The following is an 18,676-nucleotide window of genomic DNA, read 5'->3' as shown; positions in this document are numbered from 1 at the left end:
GGGAGAATAATGGCTAATATATGGACGATTGCATCTTATGAGCTGCGGCGGCTCCTCCGCTCCCGCTCCATGCTGATCAACTTGTTTCTGCTGCCGATTTTGCTGATTTTCTTGCTTGGCTCGGCGCTTTCCGGCGTTATGGATGGAGGTAAGGACCAGACGATCGATTCTTTCCGGGTGGGCATTGTCGATGCGGCAGCGAACCCCTCCGAACGCTCGCAGCTGATTGGTAACTTCCTTAAGTCGCCGGAGGTCGCGGAGATCATTACACCGGAAACCGCAGACAGCCGGGAAGCGGCGGTAAGCGGCGTGCGTTCAGGTGAATACGGCTATGCCGTCATCGTTCCGGCGGGATTCGACAAGGATATCCTGAGCGGGAAGGAAGCGCGGCTTGAATATATCTTCGGCAAGGACCGGACTGATAATATGGTCGCAGGGACCGTGTTTGATAATTTCCTGAGCAGCATTAATTACAAACAGGCTGCTGCCATGACGCTTGGACCCCAGGCGATTAGCGCGATGACGGAGACCGGGCAAGGCAATCCGGCCGTGGTGCTCGGCAAGTTGAATGAAGGAGGCCCAGCCTATACCGCTTCCCAGTATTACGCGGCTGCGATGCTTCTGATGTTCCTGCTACTGTGCGGACAAATGGTAATCACCAGCCTGTACAGCGAAAAGGATAACCATACGTTGTTTCGGATCGGCTCCATGCCTGTGAAGGGCGGGGAACTCTTTATGGGAAAAATGCTCGGCATCGGCATTGTGTCGGTCCTGCAGTGCGCCTTCATTATTGTAGCCACGCGCTTTCTGTTCGGCGTGTACTGGGGCAACCGCCCGGAGATGCTGGCGCTGGTATGTCTGTTAATGATTCTTGCTTCGCTGACCTTGTCGGTCCTCATATCCATGTTCGTCCGTACCGCGGCGCTGGCACGCTCCATTTTAAGCGGGCTGACGGTGGTTATGACGTTTATCAGCGGAGGGATGGCTCCCCTGCCGGATTCCTGGGTGAATACGGGCGGCGCGTTTTCAATCAATCATTGGGGGATGCGGGGCATCCTGCGGATGATGCTGGAATCCCCATGGGCGCAAATTTCGGGCAGTATCACGATGCTGGCGCTGATTTGTCTCGTGCTCGGGGGCGTGGCATTCTTTTCATACCGAAAGGTGGGTTATCATGCATAATATCGTTACGATTGCCTGGAATCTGGTAAAGCGGATGATCGGCAGACGGAGAGGAGTAATCGCCTATATTCTCATGCCGGGCGTCATTGTTTCCGTCATCATATGGATGACCGGCGGCACCGGGGATCATAAGACGAACGTGCTGTACACGAACTTGGACAGCGGCCCCGCGGGAGCGCATATCATTGCCGAACTGGAGAAGACAGGGGATTATACCTTGATTGAAAAAGAAGACGCGGGTGGTTTGCGCACCGGAGTTCTTAACGAGGAAGGCGGTGCGGGACTGGAAATTCCGGCAGGCTATTCGGCCTCGCTGCTTACTGATCAGTCGCCGCAAATCCATATCTATGAGTTCAAGACATCTGCAGCGTCAATCGCGCTCAAAATGAAGGCCTCGGAAATTGGAGGAAGGCTGCGAGAAGTGGCCGCGGCGGTCGACGCGGCGGGTAACGGAGCAGCCGCCGGGACGGCTGAAGGTACGACTGGTGTTCAGGCGGCTAGTCCATCCATCGGTACAACCGGTATGGCCAGCGGAACAGCCTCCAGCACGGCTACGGCGCGTGAAGCGCAGTTGTCCTCCATCCTGCAGCAAGCGGAGCAGCATCTTGTGGGCAGCCAGAAGACCGATTATAACCTGTATCCCCGCGAAAGTCTGAGTATCGTTACCGGATTTATGCTGATGTTCCTGATGGCTATGGTTACAAGCTCCGTCTCGTTCATTATGGATGACCGCAGCAAGAGGACAATGATGCGGATGTTCAGCGCGCCGGTTCGTTCTTATGAAATTGCGCTCGGCAATTTTCTGGGCAGCTTTACGGTGGGCGTGATCCAGGTCGCCGCTGTGCTTCTGGTAGGCCGCTATGTGCTGAACTACAATTATGAGCTTCCGATGTATCTATACTTTCTCATTCTGGCGGCGTTCATGCTGGTGTGCATGGGTCTAGCCAGCACGGTGGCTGGATTCATCCGCAATCCGAACAATGCGGGCATGCTGAACGCGCTCATTCTGACCCCGACCTGTATGCTGGGAGGCTGCTTCTGGCCTATCTCGATCATGCCGGACTATATGCAGAAGGCCGCGAACTTCGTCCCGCAAAAATGGGCGATTCAGGCCGCAGACCTCGCTGCCACCGGCAGCGGCTGGAGCGAGCTATGGCTGCCCTTTGCGGTGCTGGGCCTGATGGCCGTAATCCTGCTGGCAATCGGCTCCGCTATCCTGCGGCCGAGCGAGTCGGCTGCATAGAACGGCCGGTTTACAGTTGTAATGGCGAGATGATCAATTTTACGTTAACCACATTGTATGAGACGAAGAACGTCCTGATCCATTCCACCGAATGGGCCGGGACGTTCTTCGTTATTTTAGGGGAGATAATAAGTGTGAATGTTGAGGAAGCGCATGCAGCATTTACCTTGGTACCATCTGCGGAGCAGAACAGGAGAACGAAAGGGCCGTCTGGAGCCGGGGCATAGGGACGCTGAGAAGTTGTTTTGCGTACGAGCTTCAACGAGGCGCGATGAACTAAATTATGCAGAAAACCTGAAATTGTACATCTTTTGTCGGACGTAGAACCCTCACTGAATAACATACCTGAAAAGATGCAGCTTTTTACCGGTTTAACCTCAAATGCAGTCGGCACAGCCTTAAATTCCTGCACAATCGGAGGACTTTCCTGCTAACAAACGCTTTGATCGAAAAACCTGCACTTTAGCAGGTTTGCAAGACGCTGAATTAAAAATCACCACCAACTTGACTTCGGTTCCCTTGATGGTTAAGTTTTTCGGTTTAAACGACTTGCTTTTAAAATGATTGGCGATAGAATTACCCTGGATTTTTACATTTGAATCTTTACAATAATTCTAAACAAGGGTATATTTATAGAGATAATTCAAAAAAATGAATAAACAATCGTTATATGGAGGAGCCTGTCACCAAGGGCTCCTTTTTGCTATTTTCCAGGGCTTTTTGGTGCAATCTTAAAGAAGACAAGGAGCGGGTAATCCATGGAATTTATTTTGACCTTATTGCTGATTCTGCTGTCCACCAAGCTCGCCGGGCATCTGTCTGTCGCTTTCGGCCAGCCGTCCGTTCTCGGTAAACTGATTGTGGGTATTGTGCTCGGTCCGGCGGTGCTGGGCTGGATTCAGAATGGAGAATTTATTCACTATATGTCCGAAATCGGCGTGCTGCTGCTCATGTTCATCGCGGGACTCGAAACGGATCTGGATCAGCTTCGGCGCAACTGGAAGTCGTCTTTTGCCGTGGCGGTAGGGGGAATTATTCTTCCTCTGTTTGGCGGAATGGGGATTGCGGAGCTGTTCGGCTTTTCTTACTCGCATGCCTTGTTTTTAGGGGCGATTCTAAGCGCGACCTCCGTCAGCATTTCGGCCCAGGTGCTTAAGGATATGAACAAGCTGAATTCCCGGGAGGGCTCGACCATTCTGGGAGCGGCCGTCGTCGACGACATTCTGGTCGTTATTCTGCTGGCGGTGCTGATGAGCTTCTTCGGCGCGGGAGAGTCGGTGTCGCTGGGCCTCTTGATCAGTAAAAAGCTGCTCTTCTTCGCGGTCGCGATCCTCGCCGGCTGGCTGATTGTCCCCCGGATGCTCAAATGGCTGTCTCCCCTTAAAGTGACGGAGGCGACCGCCAGCGTAGCGCTTGTTATTTGTTTTGCTTTCTCCTGGTTCGCCGAATGGACCGGAATGGCCGGCATTATCGGGGCGTTCGCCGCCGGGCTGGCCGTCTCGCAGACCGCCTTCAAGCACACGGTGGAACACAAGCTGGAACCTATCGCTTACGCTGTGTTTGTGCCCGTTTTTTTCGTCAGCATCGGACTGAACGTTTCCTTTGAGGGAGTTCTTGGCCAGATCGGTTTTGTTATCATCTTGTCGCTTGCGGCGGTGCTGACCAAGCTGATCGGCGGCGGACTCGGCGCGCGTCTGACGGGCTTTGATACCCATTCCTCGGTGGTGATCGGTTCAGGCATGATATCCCGGGGAGAAGTTGCTCTGATCATTGCCGCCACGGGACTTGAAAGCGGTCTGCTGCTGCCGGAGTATTTTACTTCGGTTATTATTGTCGTAATTGCCACGACGCTGCTGACACCGCCGATGCTGAAATACGTCTTCCGCGAGCCGGTGAAACTAAGATGAGGAGGAATAAAAATCCTGTATAGCGTTTTCCCGTCCTTTGGTTGGGGGCGGTCTCCGTCCCGGGGCTGAGGACCAAACCCGCCGCCCGACTGTTTTAAGCTCGCCGGAAAGCAACTAAACTAATGCTAGAGAGAACCAATCTACATAAAGAAGCATGCAACAAGAGCTTTATCAATACTGGGGAGTGGAAGGAGAAATTATCAATGACATGGTTGACAAAATGGGCGTTTGGCAACAAGGCGGCCGCAGGGCTGCTAATTGTGATGGCGCTCGTAGTGGGAGTGATGAGCTACAGCTCGCTGCCGATGGAGTTCTTGCCGGAGGCGGATAATCCGCAGGTAACGGTAACGGCGATTGGTCCCGGCCAGGACACGCATGCGATGGAGGAGCAGGTGACCAAACCCATCGAGACCGCTCTGGCAATGGTCAAAGGCAAGACGGAGATGACGTCCACCTCGGGAAATGGCTTCTCAAAAGTGGATATTAATTTTGACTCCAAGACGAATATGAAGGATGCCGCGCAGGAGGTGCAGAAGGCGGTCGACGCGCTGCAGTTTCCTCAAGGTGTAATGCGGCCGTTCGTTCTTCAGTTAAATACCTCCATGATTCCGGTAGCCTCGACTACCCTTTCGTTTGACGATGGAATAACCGAACAGAACCTGAAGCTGGCGGAGACGGTGATAATTCCCGAGCTGCAAAATATTGAGGGTGTTGCGAACGTCGCGCTGTACGGCAAAACCGCGCCTCAGGTGACGGTCAAGCTTGATCCGCAGCTGATGGCGCAAAAGAAGGTGTCCATTGCGCAAATTACCGGTCTGCTTCAAGGCCGGAACGTATCGGCTTCCGTCGGGGAGCAGACGATTGGCGGCCAGACGGGCAGCGTCAATGTTGTTTCTTCCATTGACAGTGTCGATACTTTGAAACGCCTGCCTGTCTCGGCCGGGGTGACGCTGCAGGATATCGCGTCGGTTCAGGTGAAAAGTGATCAGGAAAGCGTCAGCCGCTCCAACGGCAAGGATGTTCTGTTCGCGACAGTGACGAAAGAAGCCAATGCCAACGCGGTTGATGTCGGCAATAAGGTGAAGGATGCGGTGGAGCGCATCAATAAGGATGTGAAGGGGACCGAAGCCGCGGTCGTGTTCAGCACCTCGGATATGGTCGTCGATTCCGTGAACAGCATGATGCGTGAAGTGCTGCTCGGCGCGCTGTTTGCGACCATCGTCATTTTGATATTCCTGCGCAATGTGCGGGCAACGCTCGTAACAGCCGTTTCCATTCCGCTGTCGCTGGCTGTTACCTTGTATCTGCTCGATATTTCGGGAATTACGCTGAACATTATCACGCTCGGCGGGGTAGCCGTTGCGGTCGGCCGTCTGGTCGACGACAGTATCGTGGTTATCGAGAACATTTATCGCAGACTTCAGAAGGAGTCCTTCTCCGTTGACATGATGATCAGCGCAACGAAGGAGGTTGCCCGGGCGATAACGTCCTCAACGATTGCCACCGTCGCCGTCTTCCTGCCGATAGGTCTGCTGCGCGGCAGTATGCAGGCGTTCCTGCTGCCTTTTGCCTTAACCGTTACTTACTCGCTGCTGACGTCGCTGGTGGTCGCATTGACCGTCGTTCCGCTGCTGAGCTCCGTGCTGCTGCGGAATACATCGATGAAAGAGCATGAGCCGTCCAAGCGGTTCCAGCGGTTTCTTAAGTGGAACCTGAACCATAAATGGGTGTCGCTGTCGCTGGGACTGGTCACTCTGGTAGCTTCAATCGCCGCGTATATGAGCATGCCCAAAGGGGCGCTGGACGCTTCAGATGCAAGCAATGTCGCGATAGAGCTGAAATACCCGAATGATACGCCGGTCTCGGAGGTTCTTGAACAGGGGAAACGGCTGGAACAGGAAATTATGAAACAGCCTCAGGCGGAGACGGTAATCATGCAGTCCGGGAACAGCACCGATGCCGCTAAATGGGGCAGCGTATCCTCGCCTACCGTGGTCAACTATACAGTAGTAATGAAAGAAAACTCCGACGCCCAGGCATTTATCGATAAAATCCGGGGGCTGCAAAGCAGCTATGCCGGAGCAAGCCTGGCTGCCAACGAAGGCGGCATGATGGGTTCGAGTTCGACCAATGAGTACATTGATATTGTCGGCGACGACCTGTCCAAGATTACTGCCGCAGCCGATCAGGTTATGGATAAGGTGAAGACGGTTGACGGCATCCAGAAGATCTCCAGCAACATGGAGGATACGAAGCCGGTCTTTGCCTTCAACGTGAATCCAGCGCAGGCCAACGCGCAGGAAATATCGATGCAGCTGGCCGGCATGCTGAATCCCGTGCCGCTTGGTCAGATGGAGTTGAACGGTTCTTCGGCTGCGGTCGTATTATCTCCGCTCGCCCAACCTGAATCGCAAAAGGACCTGCAGGGCATTACGCTGATGACTTCCACGGGGCTTAAGCAGCTGTCGCAGCTTGCTAGCCTGGAAGTGCGAAACGAACCGGCCATGCTGTACCGTAAAGACGGCAAGCCTTATGCGCGTATTACTGCCGAAGTCGATCCGAAAAAGGTTTCCGAAGTTGGGGCCTCCATCAAAAAAGAAACTGACAGCGTCAAGCTGCCTGAAGGCGTAACCCTCGTATCGGGTGGCGCATCCGCCGACCAGGCGGGCGATTTCAAGGATCTCGGAATGACGGCGCTCATTTCCATCGGCCTTGTCTACCTGATCATGGTAATTACCTTTAAGACGCTTCGCGCACCGCTGGCGATTATGTTCTCTCTGCCGCTGGCAGCCATCGGAGCTGTTGTCGGCCTGCTGGTAGCCGGAGTGACCCCTGATTTCACCGCCATATTCGGCGCGCTGATGCTGATTGGCATTGTAGTTACGAACGCCATTGTGCTGATTGACCGCGTCAAGCATAACGAGGAGCATATGAGCATTCGTGAAGCGCTGCTCGAAGCGGCGGGAACGCGGATGCGGCCAATACTGATGACGGCCATTGCGACCATCTGCGCAATGCTGCCGCTGCTGTTCGGCCATTCCGAGCAGGGAAGCATTGTCTCGCAAAGCCTGGCGATTGTGGTTGTCGGCGGCTTGACCGCCGCTACGGTGCTAACGCTGGTTGTTGTGCCGGCGGTTTACGAGCTGTTCTACTTCCGCAAGTCGGCGAAGCAGCGCAAAAAAGCGTTGAGACAAGCGGCGTAATTCGCTGCTTAGCCTCAAATAAGCAAGGGCATGGGCGGGCGGTTGCCGCGCTGAATGCAGGATAGTTAAGAAAGAAATCACTTGTGGAGCGATGATTCCCCGGTACTTTACCCGGGAACCATCGCTTCATTTTTTGTGCGGAAAATACCCTTACCTGTATGAGGATGTGAGCGGGGGGAGCTTTCCCGAAACGGACAGCGTGCCGAAGCTCGGACTTATACTGTTTGGGGATGCGAGGCAGCAACGCACTGAATACCCGGCGGCATCAGCATGTTTCATCGATTCGGACAAGAAAATTCGGCCGCAAACTGTTAAGGTTCAATGCAGGTGATAGGAGTTCCGGAACTTTCCCAGCCGGTCAACAATTGTTCCATGTCCTTTGCAGCGAGCGGCCTGCTGTACAGATAACCCTGGATTTTGTCGCAGCCCTGCTCCTGCAAATAGGTCAGCTGGTCCGCTCTCTCCACTCCCTCCGCAATTACGCACATGTTCATCCTTTTGCCGATCATCAAAATTTGTTCGAGCAGTATCGCATGATTTGTTTCCGCCGGAATGGAGTCAATAAAGGACTTGTCAATTTTTAAAGTGGAGATCGGCAGATGGGTCAGGTAGCTTAAAGAAGAATAACCTGTCCCGAAATCGTCCAGCGCAATTTTGATGTTCTTTTCTCTCAGTTCGTTCAATTTGGTGCTGACATGCTCGTAGGATTCGATCAATATGGACTCGGTTATTTCCAGTTCCAGATAATCGGGCTTAAGACCGGAGGATTGCAGCGTACCGAGCACCAGCTCATTAAAATCGGTTTGCAATAGCTGCAGCATCGAAATATTGACGGACATTGTCAAATGTCCGAATCCCTGCTCGTGAAGATTCTTCAGGAACGCGCAGGCTCTGCGTAATACCCAGCTTCCCAAAGGAATGATCAAATGCGAATCCTCAGCCACTTTGATAAATTTGAATGGAGAGACATTTCCCAGTTCAGGGCTGTTCCAGCGTAGAAGAGCTTCCAGACCGGTCACTTTGTTCAGTGCCAGATCCACTTGAGGCTGATAGAAGAGATCAAACTCATTCTGTTCCATCGCGGTATATAACTGCTTCTCAATGTTCATTCTTTCGGCAAATGTATCATTCAGGGGATTATTGAACACGACGAAGTTGCCTTTGCCCGCTTCTTTCGCTTTATACATGGCAATGTCCGCCCGTTTGACCAGTTCCATAATATCGCTGCCATGATCGGGGTAAAGACTGATTCCAATACTGGTGCTGATGTGCAAGAGACTGTTGTCGATGACGACCGCTTCCTTAAGTCCGGCAAGAATGCGGGCCGCCATAATGTCTGCATCCGTCTTGTCCTTCAAGGAATGCAGCAAAATAATGAATTCATCGCCTCCGATTCGGTAAATGACCCCGTCTTTTCCCACGATGGAAAGCAGTCTTTCACTTGCGTTAACAATGAGACGGTCTCCGAAACCATGACCCATCGTATCGTTTATATATTTAAAGTTATCGATATCCACAAACATTAAAGCAGCAGCGCCGTTTGAGTCTGCAAGAATATTTGCCGCGTTCTCGTACAAGTCCAGTTTATTGGGCAGATCCGTCAGTAAATCGTGGTAGGCGAGATGCTGCATCTTTTCCACGCTCTCGCTGAGCTTGCGCTGATTCTCGATTAACTGATCGTACTGCTGCCTCAATTCTTCTTCTGTAGCTGTGATTTCCTCGTACGCGGATTCCAGATCTTCATGGGTAACCATCATTTTTTTATAGGATGTCTCTAAGTCTTTCTCTACCTTCCTGATTCGCTTAAGCGTTCCTAGAATAAGAACAAAAATAAGAAGTGCCGTCATGAAAACAAAGAACCATCCTTTGATCATATTTATCGTGGCGATCAATTCGGCGTTATTTGTGAGAGCTGAAACCGCTCTATCGGTTAGCAGAATCCATAAACATCCGACAATAAAGTAAATACCAGAAATTCTGGAGGCCCCCCGCAGAGGACTAAAGGTATAGGTGTTCATATGCTCCTGATTGATTTCTTCATGCGAACTTCTTGTGAACGTAATGGAGCTGTGGGTACTTCTACTATTGTTTTTCCGCGGCATTTTACCCTCCATAATTTAAAAACTATATCAACGCATTTGCTGCTAAAAATTCGCCATTTTCATTCAAAATCCTCTATTTTCCATTCTTTTTTTCATAAATTCGACGGTATAGCCTGAGCGCAAAAAAGAGACAGGCAAAAAAACGGATGTGCGCAGCATATGCCCGTCATCGTTTTTTGCTCTGTCCCCTACACCTGAAAGTTGCCTTGCCCCGGGCTGTGAAACTTCTGGTATTTCAGCATGGGCCCCAAAGTCCGGGTTTTGGCAGCTATTGTTCGGTTCTGATCGATTTAAGAAAAGCCTGAATGGCTTCAATAAAAGGGTCTAGCGCATCAAAATGGATGGAATGGCCGGCTTCAAAATGAACAAGCTTCGTATTCGGTCTTCTGGAGGCCATCTCCTCCGCCTGGTCGTAAGACAGGCATGTACTCCGCATACCGTGCAGAAGCAGAGCGGGACAATCGGTTGCGAGCCAATCGTCCCAGTGATCGCCGTTCAGATGGCGCTGGGAGACTGCCATATCTTCAGGGACAAAGGGCAGTCCCCAGCCGTCCCCGTACTCCCGCATCGAGTAAGCGAAGGCCGGGCCGACCCGCCCCAGAGCGGCAATCAGCGCTTCCTTCGTCGGCATTCGCCGCGGCCACCGGCCCGTAAAGCTTAGGTTGTCGTTCACGACCGCGCCAATATCCTCAATAATCAGCGCACGCACCCGCTCCGGACGCCGCGCCGCCAGGCGGTAAGCGACGACGCCTCCGAGAGAGTGACCAAGCAGTACGGTCTCATCAATGCCAAGATGATCGAGCAGGGCCAGCGCATCGTCGACGTAGCGTTCGTTATCGTAGCTTAAAGGACGGCCCGATTCTCCGTGCCCCCGCTGGTCCAGCGCGATAACGCGGTATTCACCTGCCAGCGTCCGGGCCAGATCCTGTGCGAACAAGCCTTCGTTCATATGGCCGTGCAGGGCAAGCACCGGAAATCCGCCGCCTCCAAAATCGATAAACGACAGGGTCGTATCCGGACCTTCAAAGAACTTCCGGGAATATCCCTCTGCAACAGGGTTCCATTTAAGATCGGCCATCATCTTATTCCTCCTTGTGCCTGCATCCGGTTCAGTACAGATCGAACATGTTAACGTCATAGCCGAGTTCCTTCATATAATTGAAGAGCTGCGCCCGGTGGTGCTGGGCATGGGTGACGATTTCAATCAGCCATTTGGCCTGCACGGAACCATACTCCAGATAGAACGGCTTGGTGGATTTGTGCAGGAAGTCTTCCTCGCTCAGTCCCTCCATATACGCTTTTAGATCCTTAAAGCCTTTGTCCATCCATGCAGATAATTGTTCCGATGCGCTGTCCTGATTTATTTCTTCTTCCATCCGCCGGATTTCCGGCTGCCCTTGCTCCTGCAGGATCAGTAGATCGACCGAGGGAATGGATACAAGATGCTGGGCCAGTTCCAGCAGGGAACGCATATTGTCCCGGGGACGGTAATCCCGGTGCTCCGGGGAGATTTTAGCAATCAGCTTGGACGAGGTCCGGATGATATGCTCCAGTTCTTCAAACAGCAGACCTTTCATTTCACTTAAGGCTTGCATAAGCTCACACCTTTCGATTGCATTGGTTTTGCCAGCAGCGCATCGTAGTTAGACGGTTCATCTGGGAAGTGTAATTTTCCAGCATACGTCGCTCTGGGCTTCGGTTTCCATTGTAGTCTATAATAGTGACAAGTATTGTCATGAAATAATAGAAAGATTCCAGCTCAAATGCAGAAAGGAGGCTGCCGCCCATGTCCAAACGCGAAAACCGGGACACCATTCCCAAATCGAAACGGCTGCTGGAGCTGATGCTGACCGTTAACCGCAAGAAGAAGTTTACCGTCAAGGAGCTTGCGCAGGAATTCGGCGTGTCGGCGAGGACGATATTAAGGGATCTGCAGGAGCTTGGAGAACTTGGCGTTCCTTTATATTCGGAAGTGGGGCCACATGGCGGGTACCAGGTGCTGAACGAACGGATACTGCCGCCTATCGCTTTTACCGAGGAGGAGACGGTCGCCCTTTTTTTCGCCTGCCACGCCCTGCGTCATTACTCTTTTATTCCTTTTGAGACGGAGGCTTCGTCGGCGCTGAGCAAATTCTATAATTATATGTCTGGGGACGTCAGGGACAGGATCGACCAGATGAAGAACCGGGTGGATTTCGTCATTCCGGCTAGACAGGCTGAGTCTCCCTATCTGTCTTGTCTGCTAGATGCGTCTGTGATGCAAAGGGTCGTGCGGATCGGATACAAATCGCAGGAGAACGTATCGGTCCGGGACATTCAGCCGATCGGCATTTATGCCAGCAGCGGCCTATGGTATTGTCCGGCGTATTGCTTTCTGCGCGGCGGTGTGCGGCTGTTCCGGTGCGACCGAATCGTAAGCGTGGAGGAAGGGGGCCCCGGAATAAAGCCGCTGAACCTGCGCAGCGTTCATTTGGGAAACTGGGAAGATGCTTTTTCGGACAAAAGCCAGTATACCCGCTGCCGCGTTCAACTAAGCGAGGAGGGGGTACGGGTGTGCGAAGCGGAGCTGGGACGGCGGGGACTGCTGCAGGTTCGGGAAGACGGCACCGGCTGGATAGACGGCGATATTCCGATTAGCGAAATTCCTTACTTCGCCAGATTGTTCATCGGCCTTGGGAGCGACGCCGAGGTCCGTGAACCGCCGGAGCTGATCGACTGCATGAGAGCGAAGCTGAAGGAGCTGCTGGCCAAGTATGATAGGCAAGTATAACAACCCTCCCCGCAAACTGAAAAATCCCCCTTGATGCACCTGGAAAAATGATTCTCCAGATGTTCAAGAAGGACTTTATCGTGCTAATGCCGCGTTGCCGCCCGCTTATCCGCAGGAGCAGTTCAGCACGGGCTTCCGCGCTGCCTGCGTCTCGTCAAGACGGCTGATTTCGGTGGTGTGCGGCGCGTTCAGAACAATTTCAGGCGTATCCTTCGCTTCCTGCACGATGCGGATCATCGTCTCGATGAAGCCGTCGAGCGTTTCCTTGCTTTCCGTCTCGGTCGGCTCGATCATGATGCACTCCTCCACGTTGAGCGGGAAGTAGACAGTCGGCGGATGATACCCGAAGTCGAGCAGGCGTTTGGCGACATCAAGCGTCCGAACGCCATAGGCTTTCAGGTTCTTGCCGGACAGGACGAATTCATGCTTGCAGATGCCAGGGTAAGGCACGTCAAAATGCGGCGCGAGGCGGCTCAGCATATAGTTGGCGTTCAGCACGGCGTTCTCCGACACCTCGCGCAGTCCGTCCGGACCGTAGGTGCGGATGTAGGTATAGGCGCGGACAAGAATGCCGAAGTTGCCGTAGTAAGCCTTCACCCGGCCGATCGACTGCGGGCTTCCTTCTTGAAGCGTGAAGCTGCCGTCTTCCGTCTTGGCCACGGTGGGGCCGGGCAGGAACGGAGTCAGCTTCGCCTTGACGCCGACCGGGCCGGCGCCCGGGCCGCCGCCGCCGTGCGGCGTGCTCATCGTCTTGTGCAGATTGAGATGCACAACGTCAAAGCCCATATCGCCGGGACGGGTGATGCCCATGATCGCGTTCGAGTTGGCTCCGTCATAGTAGAGCAGCCCGCCCGCTTCATGCACGATCTTGGCGATTTCGACAATCTGCGTCTCGAACAGGCCGAGCGTGCTCGGGTTGGTCAGCATGAGCGCCGCGGTGTCGCTGCCGACCGCATTTTTCAACGCCTCCAGGTCTACCATTCCCTGCTTATTGGAAGGAATGGTCACTGTCGTAAGGCCCGCAGCCGAAGCACTGGCCGGATTCGTGCCGTGCGAGGAGTCCGGGACGATGACCTTGGTCCGGACCTCGCCGCGGCTCTCATGATACGCGCGGATCATCATCAGTCCGGTCCATTCGCCATGCGCGCCGGCGGCGGGCTGAAGCGATACGGCGTCCATGCCGGTCAGCGCGGCAAGGTCGCTTTGCAGCGTGTGCATCAGCTCCAGCGCGCCCTGGATGCTCTCTTCCGGCTGGTACGGATGGATCTTCGCGAATCCCGGGAAGCGGGCGACATCCTCGTTGATCTTCGGATTATATTTCATCGTACAGGAGCCAAGCGGATAGAAGCCGTTGTCAACACCGAAGTTGCGGCGGGACAGGGCGGTGTAATGGCGGATAACATCCACCTCGGACACTTCCGGAAGCGCGGCCGGTTCGCTCCGCAGCAGCTCGGCGGGAATCAGCGCATCCAGGCCTTCCTCCGCCGGCACATCGCATTCCGGCAGGGAATAGGCGGCGCGTCCGGGACGGCTCAGTTCAAAGATAAGGCTTTGTTCCGGTTTCATAAACAGCCCTCCAGTACGCTTGCAAATTCGTCGATTTCACTCTTGCTCCGTTTCTCCGTTACGGCAATCAGCATATGGCCGGAAAGCTCCGGGTAGTCCTTGCCGAGATCATAGCCGCCGAGGAAGCCTTTACCGAGCAGCTTGGCGTTAACCGCGCCAGGATCGCTGCCCTCCGGCAGCTTCAGCACGAATTCATTGAAGAACGGGGAGGAGAAGGCGACCTTAGCGCCTGGAATAGCCCCGAGCCGGGATGCCGCGTAATGGCTCTTGCGGATATTCAGTCCGCCGACCTCGCGCAAGCCTTCCTTGCCCATTACGGACAGATAGACGGAAGCACAAAGCGCCAGCAGCGCCTGATTGGAGCAGATGTTCGACGTCGCCTTCTCGCGGCGGATATGCTGCTCACGGGCTTGAAGCGTCAGCACGAAGCCGCGCTTGCCGCTGCGGTCGACCGTCTGGCCGACGATGCGGCCGGGAATGCGGCGCATGAGATGCTCCGCGACCGCGAAGTAGCCGCAGGTCGGACCGCCGAGCGAGGCGCTGATGCCGAGCGGCTGGGCGTCGCCGACAACAATGTCGGCGCCAAGCTTGCCCGGCGTTTCGAGTACGCCGAGGGCGAGGGGATTGGCGCTGACGACGAGCAGCGCTTTGGCGTCGTGCGTGAGCTGCTCGATGGCGGCCAGATTCTCGATGCACCCGAAGAAGTTCGGGTACTGCACCAGCACCGCCGCCGTCTCGCCGTCAATCGCCTGCGCCAGCAGCGCAAGATCGGTGACGCCGTCCGAGGAGCCGACCTCGGCGATTTCAAGGCCGAGTCCGGCTGCGGTCGTCTTCACCACCTGCCGCGCTTCGGGATGGACAGCGCTGCTGACGACGATCTTCTTGCGCTTCGCAGCGCCCGAAGCCAGCACCGCCGCCTCGGACAAGGCCGTCGCGCCGTCGTACATGCTGGCGTTGGCGACCTTCATGCCGGTCAGCTCGCAAATGTACGATTGAAATTCGAAGATCGCCTGCAGCTCGCCCTGGCTGATCTCCGGCTGGTAAGGCGTGTAAGCCGTATAAAATTCCGAACGGGAAATGACATGGTTAATAACGACGGGCACATGGTGATCGTAGAGGCCCGCGCCCAGGAAGCTGGTGTGGCTGTCGAAATCGGCGTTTTTGTCCGCCAGCTGTTTCATATGCCGCAGCAGGGCGTATTCGTCCAGCGCTTCCGACATGGGCAACCGGCCCTTATAGCGCACGGCTTCGGGAATATCGGCGAACAGTTCCTCCACGGACTGAATCCCGATTTCCGCCAGCATTTCGCTGCGGTCCTGCTCGGTCATCGGCAGATAACGATGCTTCATTTACGGATTCACTCCTTGGCTGATTAATTATGAAGCTGATTAATTATAAAGCTGATTAAATGAATAGGTTATGTCCTGCACAGACAGGTGCTTAACGGCTTTTTTTTAGATTAAAGAATTTATAAGTTTTCAGCGGAGCTGAACAATTCTTTAATCGCAAGAAAAACAACCGCTAATGAGGGATTTGGCAACTTCTTCGAAAAGACTTCACTAGGAGTTTTTCTTATAAAAAGGGGCTTTCACGACAGTGGCCTTGAGCCGCTTGCCGCGGATCTCCACTTCCAGCTCCATGCCGATTTCGCTGTACCGGGCTTCCACCAAGGCAAGCCCGAGATTCCGCTTCAGCGTCGGTGACTGCGTGCCTGTCGTAATCTCGCCGATCCGCTGCCCGTCCGAGTAGACAGGATAATGCGAACGCGGAATGCCCCGGTCGATCATTTCGATTCCAACCAATCGGCGCGGGACGCCCTGCTCCTTCTGAGCCTTGAGCGCTTCGCGGCCGATAAAGTCACCCTTATCCAGCTTCACGAAGAAGCCAATGCCTGCTTCCAGCGGCGAGATATCCTTCGACAATTCCTGGCCGTACAGCGGCAGCTTCGCCTCGAAGCGAAGCGTGTCCCGCGCGCCGAGACCCGCTGGCGTCAGCCCGTGGGCGCTGCCCGCTTCGAGCAGCCCGTTCCACAGCTTCGCCGCGGCGTCTACCGGAGCATACAGCTCGAAGCCGTCTTCGCCGGTATAGCCTGTGCGGGACAGCAGCACTTCCACGCCGCACACTGCCGCGTGTTCTACGAAATGGAACGGCTTCAGACCGGCCAGCGGCACATTGGTGACTTCGCTCATGATCGTTTCCGCATGCGGCCCCTGAACCGCCAGCAGCAGCGTTTCTTCCGACCGGTCCGTAAGCTTCACGCCGCTCTCCGGCAGATGGTCCTGAAGCCACTGAAAATCCTTGCCGATGTTGGAGGCATTGACGACCAGCATGTAGCGGCCTTCGCCCAGACGGTATACGAGCAGGTCGTCGACCGTACCGCCGTCCGGGTAGCAGAGCAGCGAATACTGCGCCTGGCCGTCCGCGAGCTTGCCGACATCATTGGTTGTCATATGCTGCAGATACGCCTCGGCGCCGCTGCCCGTCACCATAAACTCGCCCATATGCGAGACATCGAACAATCCCGCCCGGCTGCGTACCGCTTCATGCTCCTTCTGGATGCCGGTGAACTGGACCGGCAGCTCCCAACCGCCGAAATCAATGCTTCTGGACTCCGGAAAAGCGGAGTAGAAAGCGAAAAAAGGCGTTCTTTTCAAAGCATCCATGTTGTCACTCCCTGTGTTTTTATCCTACAAAGTGAAGCTTGCCCCCAGAGACATCTTCCGAAACCTTACAGGGGATCGGCCTCTCTATTACTGCAAGCGCAAAAAGGGACAGGCGAAAGACGCATCTGCGCAACATATGCGCGACATCGTCCTTCGCTCTGTCCCTTGTACCTGAAAGTTACCCTGCGCCGGGCCGTGAACGTCCGGTATTTCAGCATGAGCCGCTGCTTGCCCTATGGCTTGGCGCCCTAGCTGAATGCAGGTTTCCCCGTTGGTGACCGTATGCTTATGAAGCTCCGGTGCTCTCCAGAGATGCGTCCGGCAGAGGTCCTTTTGCCTGAGAGATTCACCTTGGGTTAAGGCTTACTCCTTCGGCGCCGTCCTTGCAGGACAGTCTCTCCCTGTGCCATCATTCGCAGTCGTATGTGATTATTCTCACTCCATTAATACTGGAATCCCATCCCGATGTCAACACAATTCGATCAAAACCGGCCGAAATTTATTTTCCTGTTAGATATATTGACATCGGATAAGGGCATAACTTAGTCTATAACTAATTTATGACTCCCAATGACGAAAAGAGGCGGCTAACGAAAATGAGTGAAGTGCTAGACAATCTCCGGTACAGCGAAGAGCATGAATGGGCGCAGCAGGGAGAAGGAACAACCGTGCGTGTTGGCATTACCGATCATGCCCAGCATCTGCTTGGCGACATCGTGTTCGTGGAGTTTCCCGAAATCGGTACGGCGATCACCGCCGGCGACAGCGTGGGCAGCATTGAATCGGTCAAGACCGTATCCGAATTATATTCTCCGGTGTCGGGAACGGTGACGCGGGTCAACGAAGCGCTGGAAGACAGCCCCGAGCTGTTGAACTCTCAGCCGTACGGCGAAGGCTGGATTTACGAGGTGGAAGTCGAGGGAGATTACGATTCGGCTACTTCCGGACTGCTGGACGCGGCGGCTTATCGTGAGTTGGTCGGCGAGTAAATCATAAGCGGGAACAGCGGATTGTTGGGCAGGGGTATTCTGCCTAAAGCGCTCTTTTATTCGGCATTCTCGACGGTTGCTTGGAGATCTCATACGCGCAGATAGCAGTGAATCGGCTTAGGCAGGCTTGGGACGGCGGATTTATCCTTCGGCTGAGGCCTGCTTTTTGCTTTTTTGAGTCGGCATTATGCAAAATTCACTTCAAGTCCGCACCCTTCCGAGGCCCCCGCAGCCTCTAGAGCCGGAAGCCATGTTTTCCGCTTTACCAAAAATTCCTTCACCGGGTGCTAGCGTATGGGAAATCCAGCGATTCCCTTGTATATTGAAGGCGCGATATGCCAGAAGACGGATAGCAGATACAAGCTGACAGCTGCAAAAATAATCCACAGCCCTAGAAGTCTTCCTATTTTCCAGCCTGTCCGCACGGAAGGGGAAAGAACGAACAGGAATATCGATGCAGAGTAAAAAGGGAACAGCGCAGCAGCCGTCATGGCAGTGCTCATCTCAAAGGTGATTTGGGCGGCGGAGATCGGAATCATGGCGTCCGGATAGCTGACCGGATCGGCAAAGTACAGCGTACCGAGCAGCGGCAGCCAGGCGGCCAGCACATGAACCGGGAAAGCCGGGATTTTATTCCCGCTGTTCAGCGCGCACAGTATCTGCCAGTAGCCGCACCAGACGATTGCGTATAAGGCGCCAAAGGCCAGAAAATAGCTCCTTATCATCATCAGTTTCCAGCCCGTGGGCATGCCGGATGGGATACCCCAGAACAGGCGGGGATAGGACCAGAGCAATAACGTAAAACCTCCGAAACCCAGTAGAAAGATTAAGAAAAAGACTTGAAAAACCAGGCTGATGAGCGGCATGCCAATCCAATTCCATACGGCCAGCCACCGCTTCGGGTCGCGCAGAGCGCGGACAAGAGAAGGCATAGTCTGCAACATCTCCTTTGTTTACTCTCTTCCACGTTCTGTATATTTTTTCCTTCCAATAATCCCATTATTAATATAAAAAGTCTCGGCACTATTTCAAAATCAGTGCTTTGCATGTG

At 54.2% G+C, this 18,676-nt stretch carries 14 protein-coding genes and 1 riboswitch; of the genes, 7 read left to right on the top strand and 7 right to left on the bottom strand.

Annotated features, from left to right (window positions below):
- The first annotated feature begins 9 nt into the window (after positions 1 to 9).
- The 5 genes from KP014_RS00700 (at position 10) to KP014_RS00680 (ending at position 7,535) form a co-directional block, all read left to right on the top strand.
- Positions 10 to 1,182: an ABC transporter permease gene (locus KP014_RS00700; protein WP_036590056.1), complete on the top strand. Its 1,173-nt coding sequence runs from the start codon at positions 10 to 12 to the stop codon at positions 1,180 to 1,182.
- Positions 1,175 to 2,425 (top strand): ABC transporter permease, encoded by a 1,251-nt coding sequence (locus tag KP014_RS00695; protein ID WP_090833801.1) that lies wholly within the window; start codon positions 1,175 to 1,177, stop codon positions 2,423 to 2,425. The genes KP014_RS00700 and KP014_RS00695 overlap by 8 nt, the downstream gene beginning before the upstream one ends.
- 29 nt (positions 2,426 to 2,454) lie before the next feature.
- Positions 2,455 to 2,652: a hypothetical protein gene (locus KP014_RS00690; RefSeq protein ID WP_036596620.1), complete on the top strand. Its 198-nt coding sequence runs from the start codon at positions 2,455 to 2,457 to the stop codon at positions 2,650 to 2,652.
- Positions 2,653 to 3,183: 531 nt separating this feature from the next.
- Positions 3,184 to 4,332: a cation:proton antiporter gene (locus KP014_RS00685; RefSeq protein WP_036596616.1), complete on the top strand. Its 1,149-nt coding sequence runs from the start codon at positions 3,184 to 3,186 to the stop codon at positions 4,330 to 4,332.
- A gap of 203 nt (positions 4,333 to 4,535) precedes the next feature.
- Positions 4,536 to 7,535: an efflux RND transporter permease subunit gene (locus KP014_RS00680; protein WP_090833800.1), complete on the top strand. Its 3,000-nt coding sequence runs from the start codon at positions 4,536 to 4,538 to the stop codon at positions 7,533 to 7,535.
- Positions 7,536 to 7,846: 311 nt separating this feature from the next.
- On the opposite strand, the gene KP014_RS00675 is transcribed toward KP014_RS00680, so the two are convergent.
- From KP014_RS00675 to KP014_RS00665, 3 genes are all read right to left on the bottom strand, one after another.
- The gene (locus KP014_RS00675) at positions 7,847 to 9,637 is read right to left on the bottom strand and encodes a putative bifunctional diguanylate cyclase/phosphodiesterase (RefSeq protein WP_051500661.1); all 1,791 of its coding nucleotides are present in this window, start codon (positions 9,635 to 9,637) and stop codon (positions 7,847 to 7,849) included.
- Positions 9,638 to 9,905: 268 nt separating this feature from the next.
- Entirely contained in the window at positions 9,906 to 10,718 is an 813-nt protein-coding gene (locus tag KP014_RS00670) for an alpha/beta fold hydrolase (protein ID WP_216700440.1), read from the bottom strand.
- Between the two features lie 28 nt (positions 10,719 to 10,746).
- Positions 10,747 to 11,232: a DinB family protein gene (locus KP014_RS00665; protein WP_036604429.1), complete on the bottom strand. Its 486-nt coding sequence runs from the start codon at positions 11,230 to 11,232 to the stop codon at positions 10,747 to 10,749.
- 218 nt (positions 11,233 to 11,450) lie between these two features.
- Between KP014_RS00665 and KP014_RS00660 the strand changes: the two genes are divergently transcribed.
- Positions 11,451 to 12,407: a helix-turn-helix transcriptional regulator gene (locus KP014_RS00660; RefSeq protein ID WP_036604431.1), complete on the top strand. Its 957-nt coding sequence runs from the start codon at positions 11,451 to 11,453 to the stop codon at positions 12,405 to 12,407.
- Positions 12,408 to 12,512: 105 nt separating this feature from the next.
- Here the strand turns inward: KP014_RS00660 and gcvPB are convergent, their stop codons facing one another.
- The 3 genes from gcvPB to gcvT all read right to left on the bottom strand — a co-directional run bounded on the left by gcvPB (position 12,513) and on the right by gcvT (position 16,636).
- On the bottom strand, positions 12,513 to 13,973 hold the full coding sequence (gene gcvPB / locus KP014_RS00655) for an aminomethyl-transferring glycine dehydrogenase subunit GcvPB (RefSeq protein ID WP_036604426.1): 1,461 nt from the start codon (positions 13,971 to 13,973) through the stop codon (positions 12,513 to 12,515).
- Positions 13,970 to 15,322: an aminomethyl-transferring glycine dehydrogenase subunit GcvPA gene (gene gcvPA, locus KP014_RS00650; protein WP_090833796.1), complete on the bottom strand. Its 1,353-nt coding sequence runs from the start codon at positions 15,320 to 15,322 to the stop codon at positions 13,970 to 13,972. Before gcvPA ends, gcvPB begins: the two co-directional genes overlap by 4 nt.
- A gap of 210 nt (positions 15,323 to 15,532) precedes the next feature.
- A complete protein-coding gene (gene gcvT / locus KP014_RS00645; RefSeq protein WP_036594031.1) occupies positions 15,533 to 16,636 on the bottom strand; it encodes a glycine cleavage system aminomethyltransferase GcvT in 1,104 nt (367 codons plus the stop codon).
- Positions 16,637 to 16,951: 315 nt separating this feature from the next.
- Positions 16,952 to 17,049, bottom strand: a riboswitch (glycine riboswitch).
- Between the two features lie 183 nt (positions 17,050 to 17,232).
- On the opposite strand from gcvT, the gene gcvH reads away from it, so the two are divergent.
- Positions 17,233 to 17,625 carry a glycine cleavage system protein GcvH gene (gcvH, locus tag KP014_RS00640; protein WP_036594028.1) on the top strand — a complete coding sequence of 131 codons (393 nt, stop codon included), beginning with the start codon at positions 17,233 to 17,235 and terminating at the stop codon, positions 17,623 to 17,625.
- Between the two features lie 287 nt (positions 17,626 to 17,912).
- On the opposite strand, the gene KP014_RS00635 is transcribed toward gcvH, so the two are convergent.
- Entirely contained in the window at positions 17,913 to 18,557 is a 645-nt protein-coding gene (locus KP014_RS00635; RefSeq protein WP_036594025.1) for a hypothetical protein, read from the bottom strand.
- Between the last annotated feature and the right edge of the window lie 119 nt (positions 18,558 to 18,676).

This window comes from Paenibacillus sophorae (genome assembly GCF_018966525.1).
In the GTDB taxonomy this organism is placed as follows: domain Bacteria; phylum Bacillota; class Bacilli; order Paenibacillales; family Paenibacillaceae; genus Paenibacillus_AQ; species Paenibacillus_AQ sophorae.
Note: the sequence above shows the minus strand (reverse complement) of the source record. Positions and strands in the feature narration are given on the sequence as shown.

Coding starts and splice junctions, on each gene's coding strand:
- KP014_RS00700 (WP_036590056.1), top strand. CDS start 10: ATGGCTAATATATGGACGATTGCATCTTATGAGCTGCGGCGGCTCCTC.
- KP014_RS00695 (WP_090833801.1), top strand. CDS start 1,175: ATGCATAATATCGTTACGATTGCCTGGAATCTGGTAAAGCGGATGATC.
- KP014_RS00690 (WP_036596620.1), top strand. CDS start 2,455: ATGATCAATTTTACGTTAACCACATTGTATGAGACGAAGAACGTCCTG.
- KP014_RS00685 (WP_036596616.1), top strand. CDS start 3,184: ATGGAATTTATTTTGACCTTATTGCTGATTCTGCTGTCCACCAAGCTC.
- KP014_RS00680 (WP_090833800.1), top strand. CDS start 4,536: ATGACATGGTTGACAAAATGGGCGTTTGGCAACAAGGCGGCCGCAGGG.
- KP014_RS00675 (WP_051500661.1), bottom strand. CDS start 9,637: ATGCCGCGGAAAAACAATAGTAGAAGTACCCACAGCTCCATTACGTTC.
- KP014_RS00670 (WP_216700440.1), bottom strand. CDS start 10,718: ATGATGGCCGATCTTAAATGGAACCCTGTTGCAGAGGGATATTCCCGG.
- KP014_RS00665 (WP_036604429.1), bottom strand. CDS start 11,232: ATGCAAGCCTTAAGTGAAATGAAAGGTCTGCTGTTTGAAGAACTGGAG.
- gcvPB (WP_036604426.1), bottom strand. CDS start 13,973: ATGAAACCGGAACAAAGCCTTATCTTTGAACTGAGCCGTCCCGGACGC.
- gcvPA (WP_090833796.1), bottom strand. CDS start 15,322: ATGAAGCATCGTTATCTGCCGATGACCGAGCAGGACCGCAGCGAAATG.
- gcvT (WP_036594031.1), bottom strand. CDS start 16,636: ATGGATGCTTTGAAAAGAACGCCTTTTTTCGCTTTCTACTCCGCTTTT.
- gcvH (WP_036594028.1), top strand. CDS start 17,233: ATGAGTGAAGTGCTAGACAATCTCCGGTACAGCGAAGAGCATGAATGG.
- KP014_RS00635 (WP_036594025.1), bottom strand. CDS start 18,557: ATGCCTTCTCTTGTCCGCGCTCTGCGCGACCCGAAGCGGTGGCTGGCC.